Annotated in this window: 18 protein-coding genes and 2 riboswitches; of the genes, 9 read left to right on the top strand and 9 right to left on the bottom strand. The window is 66.3% G+C overall.

Translation table 11 applies throughout. The annotated features are described in order from the left end of the window. Nucleotides 1-16 precede the first annotated feature (16 nt). On the bottom strand, nt 17-463 hold the full coding sequence (locus tag AC5RWU_RS14065) for a MarR family winged helix-turn-helix transcriptional regulator (protein ID WP_494031521.1): 447 nt from the start codon (nt 461-463) through the stop codon (nt 17-19). A 150-nt stretch (nt 464-613) separates the two neighbouring features. On the opposite strand from AC5RWU_RS14065, the gene AC5RWU_RS14070 reads away from it, so the two are divergent. Further along, nucleotides 614-1,927 carry an MFS transporter gene (locus AC5RWU_RS14070; protein WP_494031522.1) on the top strand — a complete coding sequence of 438 codons (1,314 nt, stop codon included), beginning with the start codon at nt 614-616 and terminating at the stop codon, nt 1,925-1,927. 341 nt (nt 1,928-2,268) lie between these two features. After that, nucleotides 2,269-3,615 (top strand): MFS transporter, encoded by a 1,347-nt coding sequence (locus AC5RWU_RS14075; RefSeq protein WP_494031523.1) that lies wholly within the window; start codon nt 2,269-2,271, stop codon nt 3,613-3,615. 107 nt (nt 3,616-3,722) lie between these two features. On the opposite strand, the gene AC5RWU_RS14080 is transcribed toward AC5RWU_RS14075, so the two are convergent. After that, on the bottom strand, nt 3,723-4,757 hold the full coding sequence (locus AC5RWU_RS14080; RefSeq protein ID WP_494031524.1) for an LLM class flavin-dependent oxidoreductase: 1,035 nt from the start codon (nt 4,755-4,757) through the stop codon (nt 3,723-3,725). Between the two features lie 5 nt (nt 4,758-4,762). Beyond that, on the bottom strand, nt 4,763-5,593 hold the full coding sequence (locus AC5RWU_RS14085; RefSeq protein ID WP_494031525.1) for an aldo/keto reductase: 831 nt from the start codon (nt 5,591-5,593) through the stop codon (nt 4,763-4,765). Nucleotides 5,594-5,815: 222 nt separating this feature from the next. On the opposite strand from AC5RWU_RS14085, the gene AC5RWU_RS14090 reads away from it, so the two are divergent. Next, on the top strand, nt 5,816-6,658 hold the full coding sequence (locus tag AC5RWU_RS14090; protein WP_494037038.1) for a hypothetical protein: 843 nt from the start codon (nt 5,816-5,818) through the stop codon (nt 6,656-6,658). Nucleotides 6,659-6,684: 26 nt separating this feature from the next. Then, complete coding sequence (locus AC5RWU_RS14095) at nt 6,685-7,353, top strand: NAD(P)H-binding protein (protein ID WP_494031527.1); 669 nt, start codon at nt 6,685-6,687, stop codon at nt 7,351-7,353. A gap of 6 nt (nt 7,354-7,359) precedes the next feature. On the opposite strand, the gene AC5RWU_RS14100 is transcribed toward AC5RWU_RS14095, so the two are convergent. The 4 genes from AC5RWU_RS14100 to cycA all read right to left on the bottom strand — a co-directional run bounded on the left by AC5RWU_RS14100 (nt 7,360) and on the right by cycA (nt 10,514). Next, nucleotides 7,360-7,629: a hypothetical protein gene (locus tag AC5RWU_RS14100; protein WP_494031528.1), complete on the bottom strand. Its 270-nt coding sequence runs from the start codon at nt 7,627-7,629 to the stop codon at nt 7,360-7,362. Nucleotides 7,630-7,793: 164 nt separating this feature from the next. Next, nucleotides 7,794-8,507, bottom strand: a complete 714-nt coding sequence (locus AC5RWU_RS14105; protein WP_494031529.1) for a GAF and ANTAR domain-containing protein — start codon at nt 8,505-8,507, stop codon at nt 7,794-7,796. A gap of 54 nt (nt 8,508-8,561) precedes the next feature. Further along, nucleotides 8,562-8,963, bottom strand: coding sequence for a helix-turn-helix domain-containing protein (locus tag AC5RWU_RS14110; protein ID WP_494031530.1), 402 nt, complete (start codon nt 8,961-8,963; stop codon nt 8,562-8,564). Nucleotides 8,964-8,987: 24 nt separating this feature from the next. Then, nucleotides 8,988-10,514, bottom strand: a complete 1,527-nt coding sequence (gene cycA, locus AC5RWU_RS14115) for a D-serine/D-alanine/glycine transporter (RefSeq protein ID WP_494031531.1) — start codon at nt 10,512-10,514, stop codon at nt 8,988-8,990. Nucleotides 10,515-10,758: 244 nt separating this feature from the next. Continuing rightward, nucleotides 10,759-10,863: riboswitch (glycine riboswitch) on the top strand. Nucleotide 10,864: 1 nt separating this feature from the next. Next, nucleotides 10,865-10,978: riboswitch (glycine riboswitch) on the top strand. A 51-nt stretch (nt 10,979-11,029) separates the two neighbouring features. Here cycA and gcvP point away from each other — a divergent pair. The 5 genes from gcvP to AC5RWU_RS14140 all read left to right on the top strand — a co-directional run bounded on the left by gcvP (nt 11,030) and on the right by AC5RWU_RS14140 (nt 18,359). Beyond that, nucleotides 11,030-13,894, top strand: coding sequence for an aminomethyl-transferring glycine dehydrogenase (gene gcvP, locus AC5RWU_RS14120; RefSeq protein ID WP_494031532.1), 2,865 nt, complete (start codon nt 11,030-11,032; stop codon nt 13,892-13,894). A gap of 19 nt (nt 13,895-13,913) precedes the next feature. After that, complete coding sequence (gene gcvT, locus AC5RWU_RS14125; RefSeq protein WP_494031533.1) at nt 13,914-15,050, top strand: glycine cleavage system aminomethyltransferase GcvT; 1,137 nt, start codon at nt 13,914-13,916, stop codon at nt 15,048-15,050. Nucleotides 15,051-15,219: 169 nt separating this feature from the next. Then, a complete protein-coding gene (gene gcvH / locus AC5RWU_RS14130; protein ID WP_494031534.1) occupies nt 15,220-15,597 on the top strand; it encodes a glycine cleavage system protein GcvH in 378 nt (125 codons plus the stop codon). Next, nucleotides 15,594-16,922, top strand: a complete 1,329-nt coding sequence (gene glyA, locus AC5RWU_RS14135) for a serine hydroxymethyltransferase (RefSeq protein ID WP_494031535.1) — start codon at nt 15,594-15,596, stop codon at nt 16,920-16,922. The genes gcvH and glyA overlap by 4 nt, the downstream gene beginning before the upstream one ends. 9 nt (nt 16,923-16,931) lie before the next feature. Beyond that, a complete protein-coding gene (locus AC5RWU_RS14140; RefSeq protein ID WP_494031536.1) occupies nt 16,932-18,359 on the top strand; it encodes an L-serine ammonia-lyase in 1,428 nt (475 codons plus the stop codon). Between the two features lie 62 nt (nt 18,360-18,421). Here the strand turns inward: AC5RWU_RS14140 and AC5RWU_RS14145 are convergent, their stop codons facing one another. Together AC5RWU_RS14145 and AC5RWU_RS14150 are read right to left on the bottom strand one after the other, a co-directional pair. Beyond that, nucleotides 18,422-19,111, bottom strand: coding sequence for an NADPH-dependent F420 reductase (locus AC5RWU_RS14145; protein ID WP_494031549.1), 690 nt, complete (start codon nt 19,109-19,111; stop codon nt 18,422-18,424). A gap of 116 nt (nt 19,112-19,227) precedes the next feature. Next, complete coding sequence (locus AC5RWU_RS14150) at nt 19,228-20,007, bottom strand: enoyl-CoA hydratase (RefSeq protein WP_494031550.1); 780 nt, start codon at nt 20,005-20,007, stop codon at nt 19,228-19,230. Between the last annotated feature and the right edge of the window lie 12 nt (nt 20,008-20,019).

A 20,019-nucleotide genomic window follows, 5' to 3' on the forward strand; every position in this document is an offset into this window, starting at 1 on the left:
CTGCTCCGGTTCGGTGTTACTGGATCGCTGCAGCTTTGGCGAGGTCGGTGGCCAGCAGGCGCTGCAGCAACTGGTCCAGTTCCCTGGCAGCGTTGCTGTCCAGCCCTGCGAACAGCATGTCGTTGACCCGCACCGTCTTCGGTTCGAGCTCCCGGACCAGGTCCTGGCCCGTGTCCGTGAGATCGACCATGTTGCGACGGCGGTCCGCTGAATCGCGAGCGCAAGTGATGTAGCCATTGCGCCGCAGCCGGGCGATGATGTCCGCCATCGTGGACTTGTCGACCTGGACCAGCCGGCCCAAGTCCCGCTGGCTGATGCCGGGGTTGTCCCGCAGCGCATGCAACACGCCGAACTGCACTGAGGTCACATCGGCAGATACCTCGTGCTGCCACGTCCAGGTGTGCATCTGAAGTGCGCGCCGCAGCAGCACGCTGCGGACATCCTGATAGTTGGGAAGAATCACCTGGCAATTATGGCACCGAATTGTGAGGAAGGTCGCAGCGGTGTGTAGCCTAGGCCGTACGCATACGGACTATTTTAGTCCCCCGGTTGCTGGAATTTGAGTAGTTAGGCCCCCGTATTGGACATCAAGGCACGTATCGAAGCGTCTCCCATGACCAGGATGCAGATCGGTATCGTCGCCATCTGCGTTGCGCTCAACATGATTGACGGTTTCGACGTTTTGGTCATGGCTTTCAGCGCCACCGCCATCACCGAACAGTGGGCCCTGTCTGCCAGCCAGCTGGGTCTGCTGCTGAGCGCCGCGTTGTTCGGGATGGCGATCGGCTCGATCCTGCTGACCCAGGTCGCCGACGTGATCGGCCGGCAGAAGACCATCCTGATCTCGGCACTCACGATTTCCGCCGGCATGCTGGCCTCCGCTTTCGCCCCCAGCTACGAACTGCTGTTCCTGCTGCGCTTCATCACCGGCCTGGCGATCGGCACCATGCAGGCAAGCCTGAATGTCTTCGTGGCGGAGTATTCCTCGGCCAAGCGGCGCTCGACGTCGATCAGCTTCTACAGTGCCGGACAGCCGATCGGCGGCATGCTGGGCGGCATCATCGCAGGCATCCTGATCAGCAGTTTCGGCTGGCGCTCTGCCTTCATCTTCGGCGGTCTCGTGACTCTGGCCATGGTGCCGTTCATCGTCAGGTTCCTGCCGGAGTCACTGGACTACCTGCTGGCCAAGCGGCCTGAGGATGCGCTTTCCAAGGTAAACGGCATCGTGGCCAAGCTGGGCCAGCCCGCCCTCAACCAGCTTCCCGAGGTCTCCACGGGCACAGCGCTGTCCGCCGGTGCGCGCTGGAAGACACTGTTCGGCAGCAAGTACGGCACGGCCACGCTGTTCCTATCGATCGCCTTCCTGGTGCTGATGGCCAGCTTCTACTTCGCCAACTCCTGGACCCCCAGCCTGCTGACCACCAGCGGCTTCTCCGTCCAGGACGGCATCAATGCGGGCACGCTGTTCAGCTTCGGCGCCATCTTCGGCTCTATCATCTTCGGCCTGATCGCGGCCCGCTTTTCGGTCAAATGGACGCTGGTGGTCTTCTTCCTCCTCGGCGGCGCGGGCTTTGCGCTTTATGCCGTTGCCTCCGGTTCCCTGACCCCCGCGCTGGTCAGCGCCGCGGTGCTGGGCTTCGTGGTCAACGCGGGCATCGCCGGCATGTTCTCCATCGGCCCGGTGTACTACGGTTCGGACGTCCGCGCCACGGCGGTCGGCTTCATCACCGGCATGGGCCGGATCGGCGCCATCATCTCCCCGATTCTCGCCGGGGCCCTGATTGACGGCGGCTGGAAGCCGGGCAATCTGTACTACTTGTTCATCGTCCCGATGGTCGTTGGCGCTGTGGCCATTGCGGTGCTGCGCAGCCACCGCCGGCAACAGGCCGGAACTCAAGTTCCCGCCGCCGTCGGAGCGGCCAGTTAACCGCCCCGGCCGAACACAGGAAACCCGCCGGACCCGTCAGGTCCGGCGGGTTTCCTGTGCGCGGCGCAGCTCCACCCAACACGGCTATGTGAGCAGAATCACGGCAAATCAGTTACCGAACGAAAAGTCGGTTATCGAAGGGTGGGAAACCGCTTGAATCCGGGCGTCCTGCGGTGTCACGGCCACTCTCGGCTCCTGTTGGGCATGTGCTGTCGCGCACAAGGAGATGTTGGGCCGGTCATATACTGGCATGGCCGCAGCCACAGTGGCCCCTTCCAATTGCCGGTCCGTCAACCGTGCGAGCAATTGGTGCGTACACGGATAAACAGATAGGCCCGGAGATGGAACTCAAACAACGCATTGAAGCGTCGCCCATGAAGAGGGCGCAGATCGGCATCATCGCCATCTGCACGGCGCTCTACATGATCGACGGTTTCGATGTGCTGGTGATGGCGTTCAGCGCCAGCGCCCTCACCGAGGACTGGCAGCTCAATGGTGCCCAGCTGGGCATTCTCCTCAGTGCCGCACTGGTCGGCATGGCCATCGGCTCCATTTTCGTCTCCACCATCGCCGACATCATCGGCCGCCGGAAGACCATCCTGTTCTGCGCCGTCGTCGTAGCCGCAGGCATGCTGGCCTCCAGCTTCGCCCCGGGGTACGAAGTGCTGCTCCTGCTGCGCTTCATCACCGGCACCGCCATCGGCACGCTGCAGGCGAGCCTGAATGTCTTCGCCTCCGAATTCTCCAACGCCAAGCGCCGCTCCACCGCACTGGCGATTGTAAGCATCGGCCAGCCCATCGGCGGCGTGCTCGGCGGCCTGGCCACCGGTCTGCTGATTGCCGCCTGGGGATGGCGTTCGGCCTTCATGTTCGGTGCCATCATCACGCTGATCATGATCCCGATCATCATGCGTTTCCTGCCGGAATCCATCGACTACCTGCTGGTCAAGCGACCGGCCAACGCACTGCAGCAGATCAACACGGTCCTGCGCCGGATCGGCCAGCCGGCCGTCACGGAACTGCCGGCAGCCGCGCCGCGTGCCGCCCAGCAGAAGTCCCGCTTCGCGGACGTGCTGACCGGCGCCAACGCTCGCCGCACCATCCTGATCTCCCTGGCCTATTTCATCCTGATGGCCAGCTTCTACTTCGCCAACTCCTGGACCCCGCGCCTGGTCACCGCCAGCGGTTTCTCCACTCAGGATGGCATCCTTGCCGGCACGCTGTTCAGCGTCGGTGCCATCATCGGTGCAGTAGTGCTGGGTGCCTTCGGTGCGCGGTTCCCGATGCGGCGCGTGCTGGCCGTGTTCTTCGTGCTCGGCGGCGCCACATTCGGTGTCTTCGCGCTTTCCACTGGTTCGTTGGCGGGCGCGCTGTTCGCAGCGGCCCTGGTGGGCTTCGGCTCCAACGCACCGATCGCCGGCATGCTGGCCATCAGTCCCACCTACTACACCTCCGAGGTCCGTGCCACCGCCCTGGGCCTGGTCATCGGCATGGGCCGCGTGGGCTCCATCGCGTCGCCGATCATCGCCGGTGCCTTCCTGGACAGCGGCTGGGAGCCGGGCAGCCTGTACTTCCTGTTCATCGTTCCGATGCTCATTGGCGCAGTGGTCATTTCGATGCTCGGCAAGCCGGTGCTGCACAGCGCCGAGGCCAAGGAACTCGCCAAGGCGCCGGCCGGGGCACACTGACCCGCCCCTTTCCACGGTTGACTCCGCAGCACGCGCCCGAAAGATCGATCTTTCGGGCGCGTGCTGCTGTGCGAACGGGGGGAGTGGGCGTGGACCCGGTCCCTGGGTCAGCGGTTGACGGCCGTGGCAGGTTCCCAGCCGAGCCGGGGTGCGATCTTCGTGGCCACGGCCTCCAGCACTCGCCGGTGCGAGGCGGCGTCCCCGGGTGCCGGCAGCGTGATGATCAGCTGCGTGGCCTCGGCCAGGGCCTCGTCCGCCAGCAGCCCCTCGGTGATCTGCTCCGGCGAGCCGCAGTGGATCCGGCCGAAGCGCATCGGGATCTTCCCGTCGCGCGGCCGGCCGTCGGGATCCATGCGGGCATTGTAGAAGTCGATGAAACCGCGGTGCTGGGCCTCGTCCTCCGGGGTCAGCAGCGGCAGGATGATCCGCCCCGCCGCCACCCGCGGCGCACGCACTGCTCCGCTGGCGGCGAACTCCTGCTTGTACGCGCGGATCTGCGCGGCCTGCGTGGCCTCGAACGCTTCGCCGGTGTCCTCGCCGTTGAGCGTGGAGACCTGCAGGTCCAGGCCCTGCTCAGCGGTCCGGCGGGCGGTGGCCAGCGTGCCGGGGCCGTACCAGAGCCGGTCCAGCAGGCCCGGGCTGCGCGGGGACAGGGTCAGCTCCGTGTCCGCCGGAACGCTCATGAACCCCTTGCCGCTGTGCGCCAGAGTATTGCCGGACAAGGCTGCGCGCAGCCGCGCAATCCGGTGCTGCGCCTCGTCGGAGAAGGTGCGGTCAGATCTGCCGAAGACTCCGTCCAGAATCGGGGCCAGCCCGGCGATGCCGCCGCTCAGGCCCAGTTCCAGCCGTCCGCCGCTGAGCAGGTCGAGCGTTGCGGCGTCTTCAGCCAGCCGGATCGGGTCCTCGTAGCGCATCGGGATTACGCCGGTCCCCAGCCGGATTCGGCTGGTGCGCTGGGAGACTGCGGCCAGGAAGGTCAGTGGCGAGGACAGGAACGGCTCGAAGTGCCGTACCCTGACCCAGCCGGCGTCCAGCCCCAACTGCTCGGCCCATTCGAAAAGTTCGACGCCGTCCCGCAGCGCCCGTCCGGCGTTCTCCGGTCCGCCGTGGTTGGGGACGAAGGAAAGGAAACCCAGCTCCACGGACGTCAGTGGCCGAAGACGTCGGCGTCGTAGATGTCCGCGACGCCGGTGTCCATGCCGGTCAGCCGGTCCAGTTCCTGCGGCTCCAGTTCGAAATCGAAGATGGAGATGTTCTGCCGCTGCCGGTCCGGATTAGCGGACTTCGGGGTGGCCACGCAGCCCAGCTGGGTGTGCCAGCGCAGTACGATCTGCCCGGGCGTCCTGCCGTACTTCTCCGCCAGCTCGACGATGGCGGCCTCCTGCAGCAGGCCGCTGTCTCGGCCCAGCGGGCTCCAGGACTCGGTGACGATGCCGCGCTCAGCGTGGATAGCCCGCAGGTCGTTGCGGGTGTGCCTGGGATCCAGCTGGATCTGGTTCACCTCCGGCACCAGGCCGTTGTCGTGCAGGTGCTGCAGGTGCGCGGGTTTGAAGTTGGAGACGCCGATCGCCTTGACCCGCCCGTCGGCCAGCAGCTTGGCCATGCCGGCGAAGGCATCGACGTAGCGGTCCTGCGCCGGGTTCGGCCAGTGGATCAGCAGCAGGTCGATGTAGTCCACCCCGAGCCTGCGGGCGCTGTTTTCCCAGGCCTGCTGTACGCCGTCGTAACTGTGCCATTCCTTGTTGAATTTGGTGGTGATGAACACCTCGCCGCGGTCAATCCCGCTGCGGCGGATGCCCTCGCCTACGCCTTCCTCGTTGCGGTAGTTTTCCGCGGTGTCGATGAGCCGGTACCCCAGGCCAAGGGCGGTTTCGACGGCGGCCGCTGTCTCCGCATTGTCCAGGGGCCAGGTGCCCAGCCCGATCAGCGGCATCCTGGCTCCATTCCGCAGCGGAACGGTCGGGGCGACAGTGGACATGCGCAGGCTCCTTCGGTGGCGGTTACCGTCTAAGACTTACCCGGGTTTCGCATGCCCGTCCAGCGTCTTCGCGGCAGGAGTCGGATCGTGACGCCGGCCGCCGCTTAGGATGGGACCGGACCCGACCATTGACCCGCTGGAGGAGCCCTGAGCCCGGCCACCTGGAAGAGCAGCCTGCTGCGCCTGACCCACCTGATCAACTGGCAGGGAGTGCTGGGTGCGGTGGTGGCCCTGCCGGCGATGCTGTGGCTGCGCTGCCGGAATCTGTTCGCACGGTCCAGTGTCCTGGGTGATGGGGAGGCTGTGGTCAGTCTGACCTCGTATGGGCGGCGGACCGGCCGGTCCTTCTATGCGATCGAGGCGATCGGGCGGGGCCGGGTGCGGCCGGTGCGGCTGATCCTCTGGCTGGATGATGAAGACCAGGTCCGGAACCCACCGCGTGCATTGAGGCGACTGATGGCCAGGGGGCTGGAAATCCTCCCCACGCCGGACTACGGACCGCACAAGAAGTACTATCCCTACGCTCGGCTGCACGGCAGGCACCGGCTGCCGCTGGTGACCGCCGATGATGACGCGCTGTACGACGCGGGCTGGCTGGCAGCGCTGCTGGCCTTCCATCGCAGGTTCCCCGGCTGCATCGGCGCGCACCGGGCGCACTTGATGACGCTGACGGACGGCCGTATCGACCCGTACGCCAAATGGGACCGGGCCGATGCGGGGATGGATTCGCTGCGGACCTTCGCCACCGGCATGTCCGGGGTGCTTTACCCGCCGGCGTTCCTGGACCGACTGCGCGATGCGGGCGAGGACTTTCTGCGGACCGCCCGCCATGCGGACGACGTATGGCTGCACGCGATGGCGCTGCGCGCCAATGTGCCGGTGCGCCAGCTCGCCGAAGCGCCCGGCAATTATCCGGCGGTCGGCGGGACCCAGGCCGGCAGCCTCTGGATAGTCAATGTATTGGGCGGGGGCAATGACAGCCAGATCCGCGCCACCTACACGGAGCAGGACGTACGGCGGCTGTGGCAGGACCAACTGGAAACCGGCAGGCCCGCTGTGCGGTAGCCCGACCGCGTGACAGGATGGGCCGCATGAAGATTGTGATTGCCGGAGGACATGGACAGATAGCACTGCTCGCCACTGCGCGCCTTGCGGCGGCCGGCCATGAGGTGGTCGGTCTGGTGCGTAATCCCGCGCACGAGGCGGATCTCCAGGCCGCAGGCGGCCAGGCGCTGGTGCTGGATCTTGAAGCGGCCCGCACGGAGGAGCTCGCCGCGGCGCTGCAGCAAACGGATGCTGTTGTCTTCGCCGCCGGCGCGGGGCCGGGCAGCGGAGCGCAGCGCAAGGACAGCGTCGACCGGGCGGCCTCCATCCTGCTTGCCGATGCCGCCGAGGCCGCGGGTGTGAAGCGGTTCGTGCAGATTTCCGCGATCGGACTGGAGCGGGTGCGCGGGGGCGCGCGGCCCGAGGGCATCGATGACGTTTTCCACGCCTACTTGGTTGCCAAGCTGGCAGCGGAGGACGATCTGCGCACCCGGGACAGTCTGGACTGGACGATCCTGCGGCCCGGCCGGCTCACCGACGATCCCCCGGCGGGCCGGGTGCAGCTGCGGGAATCGGTGGCGTATGGGGAGATCAGCCGCGCCGACGTGGCCGATGTCCTCGCCCAGCTGTTGACTACCGGGGCCGGACGGCACCGGGCGCTGGAACTGGTCGCCGGAGAGGAAACTGTCGAGGCCGCCGTTGCGCGCTACAGCTGAGGCGAGCTAGCCCAGGTACCACCCCGGCGGAGCCCAGCTGGCCGGAACGGCATGGCCCGCGAAGCCATCGCAGGCAGTGCAGAAATAGGTGACCTCCCCGAGCCGCTTTACGTGGCCGTCCGATCCGGTGATGCACGGCATGAAGCTCTCGATGTAGATGAATTCGTCCGTCCTGCAAACATCGCAGTAAGGTTCGGCAACGCGTTCAAGATCCTGGGCCGCAGTCGAACCGGGCAGGAAGTGGTCGGCATCTGCGGACGGATTGATGGTGGTCATGGCGGGCCCCTGTTCTGAAGGCCGTCGGGGAACATAATGCGGCGGCGGCACGCATTCGACGGTGAATGGTGAATCCGGGGAGCTCCGGAGGGCCGCTGCTTGACCTGAGCTTACGTTACCTTATTGTGATATAAACCACAACGGAGGTGCGGCTGGACCTGCGCCTAATCGAAGTGCGTCTCCACGGGGTCGGCGGAGACCTGGCTGATGACCTTCGCTGCAAGGTCGCGCAGCTTGGTGTTCTGGTTGTTCGAAGCGCGGCTCAGGATGCCGAAGGCGTCCTGCTGCGAGCAGCGGTTCTGTGCCATCAGGATGCCGACGGCCAGGTCGATGGTGGTGCGCGCCTGCATCGCTGCCTTGAGGTCGTCCGAGGCCTCCATATGTGTCGCGACCCGGACGGCCAGCAGCAGCGCCTTCGAGGCCTGCGCGGCAGCCACCGCCCTGCCGTCGAAGGCATCGACGGCAGGGGCGTAGAAATCGAGCGCGGTCGCCGATTCCCCTTCTAGGTGCATCGGCACGCCGAGCATTGAGTAGTAGCCATGCTTGGCTACTACACCAAAGTAGTCCGGCCAGCGGGGGTCCGTGCGTGCATCCTTGACCAGGACTGTCTGGTTGGTCCTCAGCGCCTCGAGGCACGGTCCTTCGTCGTAGCCGAGCTGGATCTCGTCCAGAACCTTGGCCTTGTCGCTGCTGTACGCGATGGTGGCGGTTTTGTGGTGGCGCTGCAGGGTGACGCCGCACTGCACCTGGAGGTCCCCGGACAGGACGCCTGCGGAGTAGCGCGCCAGGTCCGTCAGGAAAACGTCCACATCCTTGCTGTCGATGCCCAGGTTCTGCAGTTCCTCGGCTGTGGCGCCGGGGGACTTGAGGATACTCATCTCGGTCTCCAATACATGCGGCGGACCGCTTCCCGGCAGGTCCGGGATCCGGGTCTATCCCTGCGCCGCCTCCGGGTGCGCCTTGGCCTGCCGGGCTGCTTCCTGCGCGGCCAGCCAGTCCAGCACGGACTGCAGCCGGATGCGCCGGTGCGAACCCCGGTACTCCACCGGAATGGTTCCGTTGTCCGTCAGGTTTCGCAGGTACGTGTGCGAAATGCCGGCGGCTTCGGCCGCCTGGGAGGTGGTGAGCAGGGTTTCCACCGAGCTGACCATCACGGCGTCGCCCCGGGCGAAGCGCTCCAGAAGACCGACGACGGCGTCCCGGGCTGCGGCGGGCAGCTTCAGGGCGGTACCGTCCACGAAAACGGTGACATCATCGGATTCCAGCGCACGGCGCAAGGCGCCGGCCTCCGCAGCCTGGAGTGCCGGCGTCGTGCGCGGTTTGAGCTGTGCCATGAAGGTATTGTCCACCGATGACAGCTACTTTGCAGTGGCTGCGAACCCTTCGGCTGCGTCCTTCTCGGCCGCCACCAGTGCCCTGAACTCGGCCCGGCGGGCCTGGTGGTAGGGGTTGCGGCGCAGCACTAAATAGCCAATGCCCAAGGCCACGAACCACAGCGGCGTGACCAGCAGGGCCCGGAGGGTGTCCGGCTCCTGGGTCAGGGCCCAGATGATGAAGGCGAAGAATGCCATGACGACGGCGCACATGGCAATGCCGCCGGGCATCTTGAACTTTGATGCGGCATGCAAGTGCGGGCGGCGCTTCCGGTAGACGATGTAGCTGACCAGGATGATGGTCCAGACGAACATGAACAGCAGTGCGGAGATGGTGGTGACCAGCGTGAAGGCCGCGATGATCGATTCGCCGGCATACAGCAGCACGACGCCGGCCAGCAGGAAGGTGCAGGAGAAGACCAGCGCGTTGCGCGGCACCCGGCGCGGGGACAGGCGGCCGAAGGTCTTGGGGGCGTCGCCTTCATGCGCCAGGCCGAATACCATGCGCGAGGTGGAATATATCCCCGAATTCGCGCTGGATGCCGCGGAAGTGAGGACCACGAAGTTGATCACGCCGGCGGCGATGGCCAGCCCTGCGAGGGCGAACATGCCCACGAAGGGGCTGCGGTCCGCCGAGAATTCCCGCCACGGCGTCACAGAAACAATCACCGTCAGCGCGACCACGTAGAACAGCATCACGCGGATCGGAATGGAGTTGATGGCCCTGGGGAGGTTCTGTTCCGGATCCTTGGCCTCCGCCGCGGTAGTGCCCACCAGTTCGATGCCCACGAAGGCGAATACGGCGATCTGGAATCCGGCGATAAAGCCCATCGGGCCGGTCGGGAACATGCCGCCGTCGTTCCAGAGGTTAGCGAAGGTGGCCTCGGAGCCGTTCGGGGCGGTGAAGCCGGTGATGATGAATACCAGGCCGACCACGATGAGGCCAACGATGGCGATGATCTTGATCAGGGCGAACCAGAATTCGGTTTCACCGAAGGCCTTGACCGTGGGCAGGTTGAGCCCCAGCAGCAGCAGGATGGCGGCCAGCGCGGGGATCCAGAGCTGGAGGTCCGGCCACCAGAAGGCCACATAGCCGGCGATGGCGATCACGTCCGCGATGCCGGTGACAATCCAGCAGAACCAGTAGGTCCAGCCGGTGAAGAACCCGGCCCAGGGCCCCAGCAGGTCCGCGGCGAAGTCGCTGAAGGACTTGTAATTCAGGTTGGACAGCAGGATTTCGCCCATGGCCCGCATGACGAAGAAGAGCATGAAGCCGATGATCATGTAGACGAAGATGACCGACGGACCGGCCAGTGAAATCGTCTTGCCCGAACCCATGAACAGGCCGGTGCCGATGGCGCCGCCGATCGCGATCAGCTGGATGTGGCGGTTGGCGAGCTGGCGTTCGAGGTGGGGCTCGCCCTGGTGCTGCTCGTTGAAAGTGACCAAGTGGGAGTGGCCCTCCCCGGGAACCGCGGCTTCGGCGTCGGGCGGAATGGGGCGGTTGGACATCGGACTTCTTTCTGTCATCGGATCGATGGGCGCGCGGTGGTGCTAATCGTAAGGACCGGGCATGTCGTCCTTGTTCCGCCTCAGCGCACCTGAAATTCAGTGTGAGTCGGCTCACGAGCGAAAGTCAATTTGGTTGACGTTGCGGACGGTATGGGCGAAGCAGGGGGCGCCATGTAGAATCTTGCTCAAGGATAGGCTCCGGCGTATAGTTGTGAGTCGCATCACCCATAATTGAACATGCCTCTGAACCGCGGCGGGAGAGTCCTGCTGATGCTCAATCCGATCAGCAGGCGCCGTAGGAGCAAATCCTCCCCAGGAATCTCTCAGGCCCCTGTACCGCTGCGGCAAGGCAACTCTGGAAAGCAGTCAGGCGGCCAGCTCGCCGGACTCACCGACGGTGCAAGCGCCGAACCTGTGGAAACAGGTGGCGCGGAATCTCTCAGGTCCAATACAGAGCGGGGAGGAACTCGATCCGATTGGCGTCCCTGGACGCCGGAATACCCTGGAGTTCCCCCATGACGGTTCAATCAACAGAAACAGCCTTCGTCGACCGCCACATCGGCGCCCGCAGCAATGACGCGGAGACGATGCTCAAGCAGCTGGGCTACGCCAGCGTGGACCAGCTTGTCGACACCGCCGTTCCGGCGGACATCCGCCAGAGCGCGCCGCTGAACCTGCCGCCCGCCCGCAGCGAAATGGAAGTCCTTGCGGACCTGCGTGCGCTCGCTGCGAAGAACACCGTGGCCGTCCAGATGATTGGCCAGGGCTACTACGACACCGTGACCCCGCCGGTCATCCTGCGCAATGTCCTGGAGTCTCCGGCCTGGTACACCGCCTACACCCCCTACCAGCCCGAAATCTCGCAGGGCCGGCTCGAGGCCCTGCTCAACTTCCAGACCATGGTCGAGGACCTGACGGCACTGCCGATCGCCAACGCCTCCATGCTGGATGAAGCCACCGCCGTGGCCGAGGCCGTGCTGCTGATGCGCCGCGTCAACAAGGCGCACCAGGACGGCAAAGTCGTCCTGGACCAGGACGTGCTGCCGCAGACCATTGCAGTCGTTAAGGGCCGGGCCAAGGCACTGGACTTCGAGGTTGAGGTTGTGGACCTGTCCGCCGGACTGCCCGAAGGGGACATCGTCGGCATCGTGCTGCAGCAGCCGGGTGCCTCCGGCAACGTCGGCAGCCACGCTGCGGTGATCAAGGCCGCGAAGGCCCGCGGTGCCATGGTGACGGTCGCTGCCGACCTGCTGGCCCTCACTCTCATCACCCCGCCCGGCGACCAGGGCGCCGATATCGCCGTCGGCAACTCCCAGCGCTTCGGCGTGCCGCTGTTCTACGGTGGCCCGCACGCTGCCTACATGGCCGTGCGCACGGGCCTGGAGCGCTCGCTGCCGGGCCGGCTGGTCGGCGTCTCCAAGGACTCCGCCGGTACTGCCGCCTACCGTCTGGCCCTGCAGACACGCGAACAGCACATCCGCCGCGAAAAGGCCACGTCCAACATCTGCACGGCCCAGGCCCTGCTGGCGATCGTTTCCAGCATGTACGCCGTCTACCACGGCCCGGAGGGCCTGAAGGCCATCGCGCAGCGGACCAGCGGCCACGCCCGCACCCTGGCCTCCGTCCTCACGGGCGCCGGCTTGGAGCTCGCCTCGGAGCACTTCTTCGACACCCTCACCGTCCGCGTCCCGGGCCGTGCGGGCGAGGTCATCAAGGCCGCCGAGGCCAAGGGCATCAACCTGCGCAGCATCGACGCGGACCAGGTGGGCATCTCCTGCGACGAAACCACGACGGCGGCACACCTGGCCGCGGTTGCCGGAGCCTTCGGTGTCGACGACGCTGAGGCCAAGGTCCGGGCGGCCGCCTCGGCGACCCCCGGTTTCGAGCTGAAGTCTGACGTCGAACGCACCTCCGCGTACCTGACCCACCCTGTCTTCCACATGCACCGGTCCGAGACGCAGATGCTCCGCTACCTGCGCCGCCTGTCCGACCGCGACCTGGCGCTGGACCGGACCATGATTCCGCTGGGCTCCTGCACCATGAAGCTGAACGCGACGGCGGAGATGGAATCCATCAGCTGGCCGGAGTTCGCCTCCATCCACCCCTTCGCTCCGGATCACCAGACCGTGGGCTGGCGGGAACTGATCGCCGACCTGGAGGCCCGGCTGTCCGAGATCACCGGCTACGCCGGCGTCTCCATCCAGCCGAACGCCGGATCGCAAGGCGAGTACGCCGGCCTGCTGGCCATCCGCCGTTACCACCTGGCCAACGGCGATGACCAGCGCGATGTCTGCCTGATCCCTGCTTCCGCACACGGCACCAACGCCGCGTCCGCGGTGCTGGCGGGCCTGAAGGTCGTCGTCGTGGCCACCGCGCACGACGGCACGATCGACCACGCCGACCTGAAGGCAAAGATCGAGAAGCATGCCGACCAGCTGGCCGGCATCATGATCACCTACCCGTCCACTCACGGCGTGTACGACGCCGACGTCCGCGAGGTCTGCGATGCGGTCCACGCCGCCGGCGGCCAGGTGTACATCGACGGAGCCAACCTGAACGCGCTGGTCGGCCTGGCCAAGCCGGGTCAGTTCGGCGGCGACGTGTCCCACCTGAACCTGCACAAGACCTTCTGCATCCCGCACGGCGGCGGCGGACCCGGCGTCGGCCCGGTCGCCGTGGCCGAGCACCTGGTGCCGTTCCTGCCCGGCAACGCGGCTCTGGCGGAGGACGAGGGCAAGGGCATTCCGGTGTCCGCGTCCAAGTATGGATCCGCCGGCGTGCTGCCCATCTCCTGGGCGTACGTGGCCATGATGGGCGGGGAAGGCCTGACCCAGGCCACCAAGAGCGCACTGCTGGCCGCCAACTACATTGCCTCCCGCCTCAATGAGCACTTCCCCGTGCTCTACACCGGCAACGACGGCTTGGTGGCACACGAGTGCATCCTGGACCTGCGCGAACTGACCGCCCGCACCGGCGTCACCGCGGAGGATGTGGCCAAGCGCCTGATCGACTACGGCTTCCACGCCCCGACGCTGGCGTTCCCCGTAGCCGGCACGCTGATGGTCGAGCCGACCGAGTCCGAGGACCTCGCGGAGATCAACCGCTTCATCGACGCGATGATTTCCATCCGCGGCGAGATCGAGCAGGTGGCCAACGGCGACTTCACCGCCGAGGCCAGCCCGCTGCGCCTGGCTCCGCACACTGCGGCAGCCGTGGCCAGCTCCGACTGGGACCGCAAGTACAGCCGCGAGCAGGCGGTCTTCCCGCTGCCCTCGCTGAAGATGGATAAGTACTTTGCGCCGGTTGGCAGGATCGACGGCGCCGCCGGCGACCGCAACCTGATCTGCTCCTGCCCGCCGATCGAAGAATTCGCCAACTAAGGATCCGTGAGGAACGTTTATGAGCACTGAAGCTGCAACCAGCCAGTACACAGCCCTCTACGCAGAGCACGAGAAGCTTGGCGCGTCCTTCACCGACTTCGGTGGGTGGCAGATGCCGCTCAAGTACAGCAGCGAGCTGGCCGAGCACCATGCCGTCCGGAAGTCCGCCGGCCTGTTCGACCTGTCCCACATGGGAGAGGTCTGGGTCACCGGCCCCGAGGCCGGCAAATTCCTGGACTACGCGCTGGCGGGCAAGCTGTCCGGCATCACTGTGGGCAAGGCGAAGTACTCCCTCATCTGCAACGAAGCCGGCGGCATCATCGATGACCTGATCAGCTACCGCCGCGCGGAGGACAAGTACCTCGTTGTCCCCAACGCCGGCAATGCCAAGGTGGTTGCCGCCGCCCTGGCCGAGCGCGCCGCCAACTTCGACGTGGTAGTGGACGACCAGACCGCTGCCACCTCCCTGGTGGCTGTGCAGGGTCCGCGCAGCGTGGACATCCTGCTCACCCTTGTTCCGGCGGCGCAGCACTCCATCGTCACGGACATGAAGTACTACGCAGCGGACGAAGTCGAGTTCACCTTCGGCGCCGGTCCGGTGAAGCTGCTGCTGGCCCGCACCGGCTACACCGGCGAGGACGGCTTTGAAATCTACGTGCCGAACGAGCAGGCAGCCGCGCTGTGGTCCGCCCTGCTGGAAGCCGGCCGGGAGTTTGAGCTGCAGCCGGCCGGCCTGGCCTGCCGCGACTCCCTGCGCCTGGAAGCCGGCATGCCGCTGTACGGCAACGAACTGTCCCTGGAGACCAGTCCGTACGACGCCGGTCTGGGTCCGGTTGTGGCGCTGTCCAAGGAAGGCGACTTCGTGGGCCGCGCCGCGCTGGAAGCCAAGAAGGCGGAGGGTTCGCCCCGCAAGCTGGTCGGCCTGAAGGGCCTGGGCCGCCGGGCGGGCCGTTCCCACTACCCAGTCACGGTGGACGGCAAGGTTATCGGCGAAGTCACCTCCGGTGCCCCGAGCCCGACTCTTGGCTACCCGGTTGCCCTGGCCTACGTCGACACCGACTACGCCGAGATCGGCACCAAAGTCGACGTCGACCTGCGCGGCAAGGCGGAGCCGTTCGAAGTCGTAGCGCTTCCGTTCTACAAGCGCGCCAAGTAGGTTCGCTGGCTGGGTTTGGTGCCGGGGCGGGAGATTTTTCAACGCGCTTAGACACGTCGCTCGTTCCTCGCTCCGCGATGCCCGCTTATGAATAAATCTCCCGCCCCTCACCCGCCACAGCCCACTCGATAACAGAGTTTCCGTTAGCACTTCCCGAAAGGTATTGATTATGAGCAAGGTTCAGTCCGGTCTTCGTTATTCGGCCGAGCATGAGTGGGTTGACTCGGCATCGCCCGTCAAGGTTGGCATCTCGCAGGTGGCTGCCGACGCCCTCGGCGACGTCGTCTACGTCGACCTGCCCGAAGCGGGCAGCACCGTCACCGCCGGCGAAACCTGCGGCGAGGTCGAGTCCACGAAGTCCGTTTCCGACCTGTACTCCCCGGTCTCCGGCGAGGTCGCCGAGGTCAACCAGGCCGCCATCGATGACCCGAGCCTGCTGAACTCCGATCCGTACGGTGCCGGCTGGCTGTTCACTGTCAACGTCACCGAAGAGGGCAAGCTGCTCTCCGCCGAGGAGTACGCCGAGGCCAACGGAGGCGAGCTGTGAACGCCGCAAGCGCCGTCGGAATCAATTACCTGGACGGCCTGCTGGCCGAGGTAGACCCGGAAGTCGCTGCGCAGATCGACAATGAGGCCAACCGTCAGCGCCACGGCCTGGAAATGATCGCCTCGGAGAACCACACCGCGGTGGCCGTCATGCAGGCCCAGGGCTCTGTGCTGACCAACAAGTACGCCGAGGGCTACCCGGGCAAGCGCTACTACGGCGGCTGTGAGTTCGTGGACGTCATCGAGCAGCTGGCGATCGACCGCGTCAAGGCGCTCTTTGGCGCCGGGTTCGCGAACGTGCAGCCGCACTCCGGCGCCCAGGCCAACGCTTCAGTGATGCATGCGCTGATCAAGCCGGGTGACACTATCCTGGGCCTGAACCTGGCGCACGGCGGCCACCTGACCCACGGCATGCGGCTCAACTTCTCCGGCCGCCTCTACAATGTGGTGCCCTACCAGGTCTCCGAGGCGGACAACCGCGTGGACATGGCCGAGGTGGAGCGCCTGGCCAAGGAGCACCGACCGAAGCTGATCGTGGCGGGCTGGTCCGCTTATGCCCGCCAGCTGGACTTCGCCGAATTCCGCCGGATCGCCGACGAGATCGGCGCGTACCTGATGGTGGACATGGCGCACTTCGCCGGCCTGGTGGCCGCCGGCCTGCACCCGAGCCCGGTCCCGCACGCCCATGTGGTCACCTCCACCACGCACAAGACCCTGGCCGGTCCGCGCGGCGGCATCATCCTGACCAATGACGCGGACATCGCCAAGAAGATCAACAGCGCGGTCTTCCCCGGACAGCAGGGCGGCCCGCTGGAGCACGTGATCGCTGGCAAGGCCGTGGCCTTCAAGATCGCCGCGACCCCGGAGTTCAAGGAGCGCCAGGAGCGCGTGCTGGCCGGCGCCCGGATCCTGGCTGAGCGCCTAACGCAGCCGGATGTTGCCGCCAAGGGCATTTCCGTCCTGACCGGCGGCACCGACGTGCACCTGGTCCTGGTGGACCTGCGCAACTCTGAGCTCGACGGCCAGCAGGCGGAGGACCGCCTGGCTGCCATCGACATCACCGTCAACCGCAACGCAGTGCCGTTCGACCCTCGCCCGCCGATGGTCACCTCCGGCCTGCGCATCGGCACCCCCGCCCTTGCCACCCGTGGCTTCGGCGAGGAGGCCTTCCGCGAGGTCGCCGACATCATCGCCGAGGCCCTGGTGGCCCCGGCGGATGCCGACCTCGCTCCGCTGAAGAACCGCGTCCAGGCCCTGGCCGGCGCGTTCCCCCTGTACCCGGGCGTCGCCGACCTTTCCGGCACCGGCCAGGACAAGTCAGACTAAGGAGCCATCATGGCTGTAGGCGTATTCGACCTCTTCTCCGTCGGCATCGGGCCGTCCAGTTCCCACACGGTGGGCCCGATGCGGGCCGCTGCCGTCTTCGCGGAGGAGCTGGTCTCCACCGGAGTGCTGGACCAGGTGGCGGAACTGCGCGTGGATCTGTACGGTTCGCTGGCCGCCACCGGCCGCGGGCACGGCACCATGACCGCAGTGCTGCTGGGGCTGGAGGGTTTCCACCCGGAGCTGATCCTTCCGGACGAGGTCGAATCACGCCTGGCAACCATCGCCGAAACCGGCCAGCTGCAGCTCGGCTCGCAGGTGGCCGGTTCCGGCGCCGATGGTTCCGGCCGGAGCATCCGCTACGCCGTGGAGGACATGGTGCTGCACCCGCTCACCATCCTGCCTCGGCACACCAACGGCATGAAGTTCGAAGTGAAGGACGACGCCGGCACGGTCCTGCACAGCGCCACCTTCTTTTCCGTGGGCGGCGGCTTCATTGTCCGCGAGGGCGAGGAGGACGCCGCGGCGGAGGAGCTGGAGTCGTCCAAGGAACAGCTGCCGTACCCGTTCCGGACTGCCGTTGAGCTGCTCAGGCACTGTGCGGATACCGGCCTGGGCATCAGCGACATCATGATGCTCAATGAGAAGGTGTCCCGCTCCGAGGAGGAAATCCGGGAGGGCCTGCTCCACATCTGGAACGTGATGGAGGAGTGCAAGGACAACAGCCTGAAGCGTGAAGGCGTGCTGCCCGGCGGACTGAAGGTCCGCCGTAGGGCGCCTGGGTGGCACGCGCGCCTGCTGAAGGAAGACAAGGACCGGGATCCCAAGTACTGGCAGGAATGGGTGAACCTGGTGGCCCTGGCGGTGAACGAGGAGAACGCCTCCGGCGGCCGGGTGGTCACCGCGCCGACCAACGGTGCGGCGGGCATCATCCCCGCGGTGCTGTTCTATGCCACGCACTACGCGCCGGGCATGGCGGAGGCCACGGAGGAGGACAGGCACGACGTCGTCATCAAGTTCCTGCTGGCGGCCGGCGCCGTCGGCGTGCTGTACAAGGAACAGGCCTCCATCTCCGGCGCGGAAGTGGGCTGCCAGGGCGAGGTGGGTTCGGCGTCGTCCATGGCGGCGGCGGGCCTGGCCGAGATCATGGGCGGCAGCCCCGCGCAGGTGGAGAACGCTGCGGAGATCGCAATGGAGCACAACCTGGGCCTGACCTGCGATCCGATCGGCGGGCTGGTGCAGGTCCCCTGCATCGAGCGCAATGCGATCGCGGCGGCCAAGGCGATCAACGCGGCGAAGATGGCGCTGTGGGGCGACGGCACGCACCGCGTGTCACTGGACGAAGTCATCATCACGATGCGCGAAACCGGCAAGGACATGAGCTCCAAGTACAAGGAGACGGCCATGGGTGGACTGGCCGTCAATGTGGTGGAGTGCTGACCTGCCCCCAATAGGCTGGAACCCCCGGATTCAGGGCCGGGGGTTCCTCTATTTAAGCGGCTTTAGCCGGGCGCGCCGCGGACGATGTGGATGTTGAAATCCGCGGTCCCAATGGACTGCATGGTGGCCAGCCAGAGCGGCAGGTACATCTCCATCCCGCGGGCGGCGGCCAGCCCGCCGAGGTCCAGGATGTTCTCCGGCGGCCAGCCGAACTCCTCCAGCAGCCCGGTCACCGTTTCCTTGGCTTCCTCGTCATCGCTTGCGACGAATGCGTTGTGCGGCGCGGATAGCCGGCCCGGCTGGGTCATGACCTGGTGGTTCATCGTGTTCAGGGCCTTGACCACCCGCGTCTGCGGGAAGGCGCGCTGGAGCTGCTCGGCCAGGCTGTCCGTGTTGGCGATGGACAGCGACGGCGGGAAGCCCCGCGAGAAGTCCAGCGGATTGGCCACGTCCAGCAGCACAGCTTCCTCCTGAGGTCCGACGGCGGCCAGCGCCTCCAGCGACACGGCACCGGCCGTGGCATTGACCACCAGTTCGCCGTGGTCGCCGGCCTCGGCGAAGGCGACCAGGGGAATGTGCTGGTGGGCTGCGTGCCAGAGGGCGAATGGCTGGTTGCCGGCTGCGTCCTTGCCGGTGCGTTCCAGCGTTGCCTCCGGGCTGCGCGTCCCCATCACGACATCGTGCCCCACCTCCGCGAGCTTGTCCGCCAGGATGCGGCCGACGGGTCCGGTTCCGATCACTGCGGTCTTCATGCTGGCCACGCTAGTCCTTTGCGGGGTGCGGGTCCATCGTGCGGAAGCCATGAAGTAACGGGGGCCCGTCGGCGGCTGGCCTCAGTGGGCGAGCCAAGACAAATGCTTAGCGCCTTCTAGCGGTGCCTGAACTCCGGCTGGCGCTTCTCGGTGAAGGCGGCCATGCCTTCCTTCTGGTCCTCGGTGGCGAACAGCGAATGGAAAATACGGCGCTCGAACAGCACGCCCTGAGCCAGCCCCGTTTCGAACGCGGCGTTGACGGCTTCCTTGGCCAGCATGGCAACCGGCTTGGACTTGGAGGCGATCACTTCGGCGGCCTTCACGGCCTCAGCCACTACATCCGCGGACGGTACCACCCGCGATACCAGTCCGGCGCGTTCCGCTTCTTCCGCACCCATGAAGCGGCCGGTCAAGACCATGTCCATGGCTTTGGATTTGCCTACTGCGTGCGTGAGCCGCTGCGAACCGCCCATGCCTGGAATGATGCCCAGATTGATTTCCGGCTGGCCGAACTTGGCGTTGTCTCCAGCGATGATGAAGTCACACATCATGGCCAGCTCGCAGCCGCCGCCCAAGGCAAAACCGGACACAGCCGCCACCACGGGGATACGCAGCCGGGTGAGGTCCTCCCAGCGCCGGAACCAGTCGGCAGCGTACATGTCCATGTACCCTTTCGAAGCCATTTCCTTGATGTCCGCACCAGCCGCAAATGCCTTCGGGGAGCCCGCCAGCACCACAGCCCCGACCTCCGGGTCCACATCCATTGCGGTGACTGCCGCTACCAGTTCGTCCATGGTGGCCTTGTTGAGCGCATTCAGTGCTTCCGGCCTGTTCAGGGTCACCAGGCCCACGCGGCCGCGGCGCTCTACCAGAATGTTTTCGTACGGCTGCGTCACGCCTTGCCCCTC

It is taken from the genome of Arthrobacter sp. B0427-1-12, from assembly GCF_059092905.1.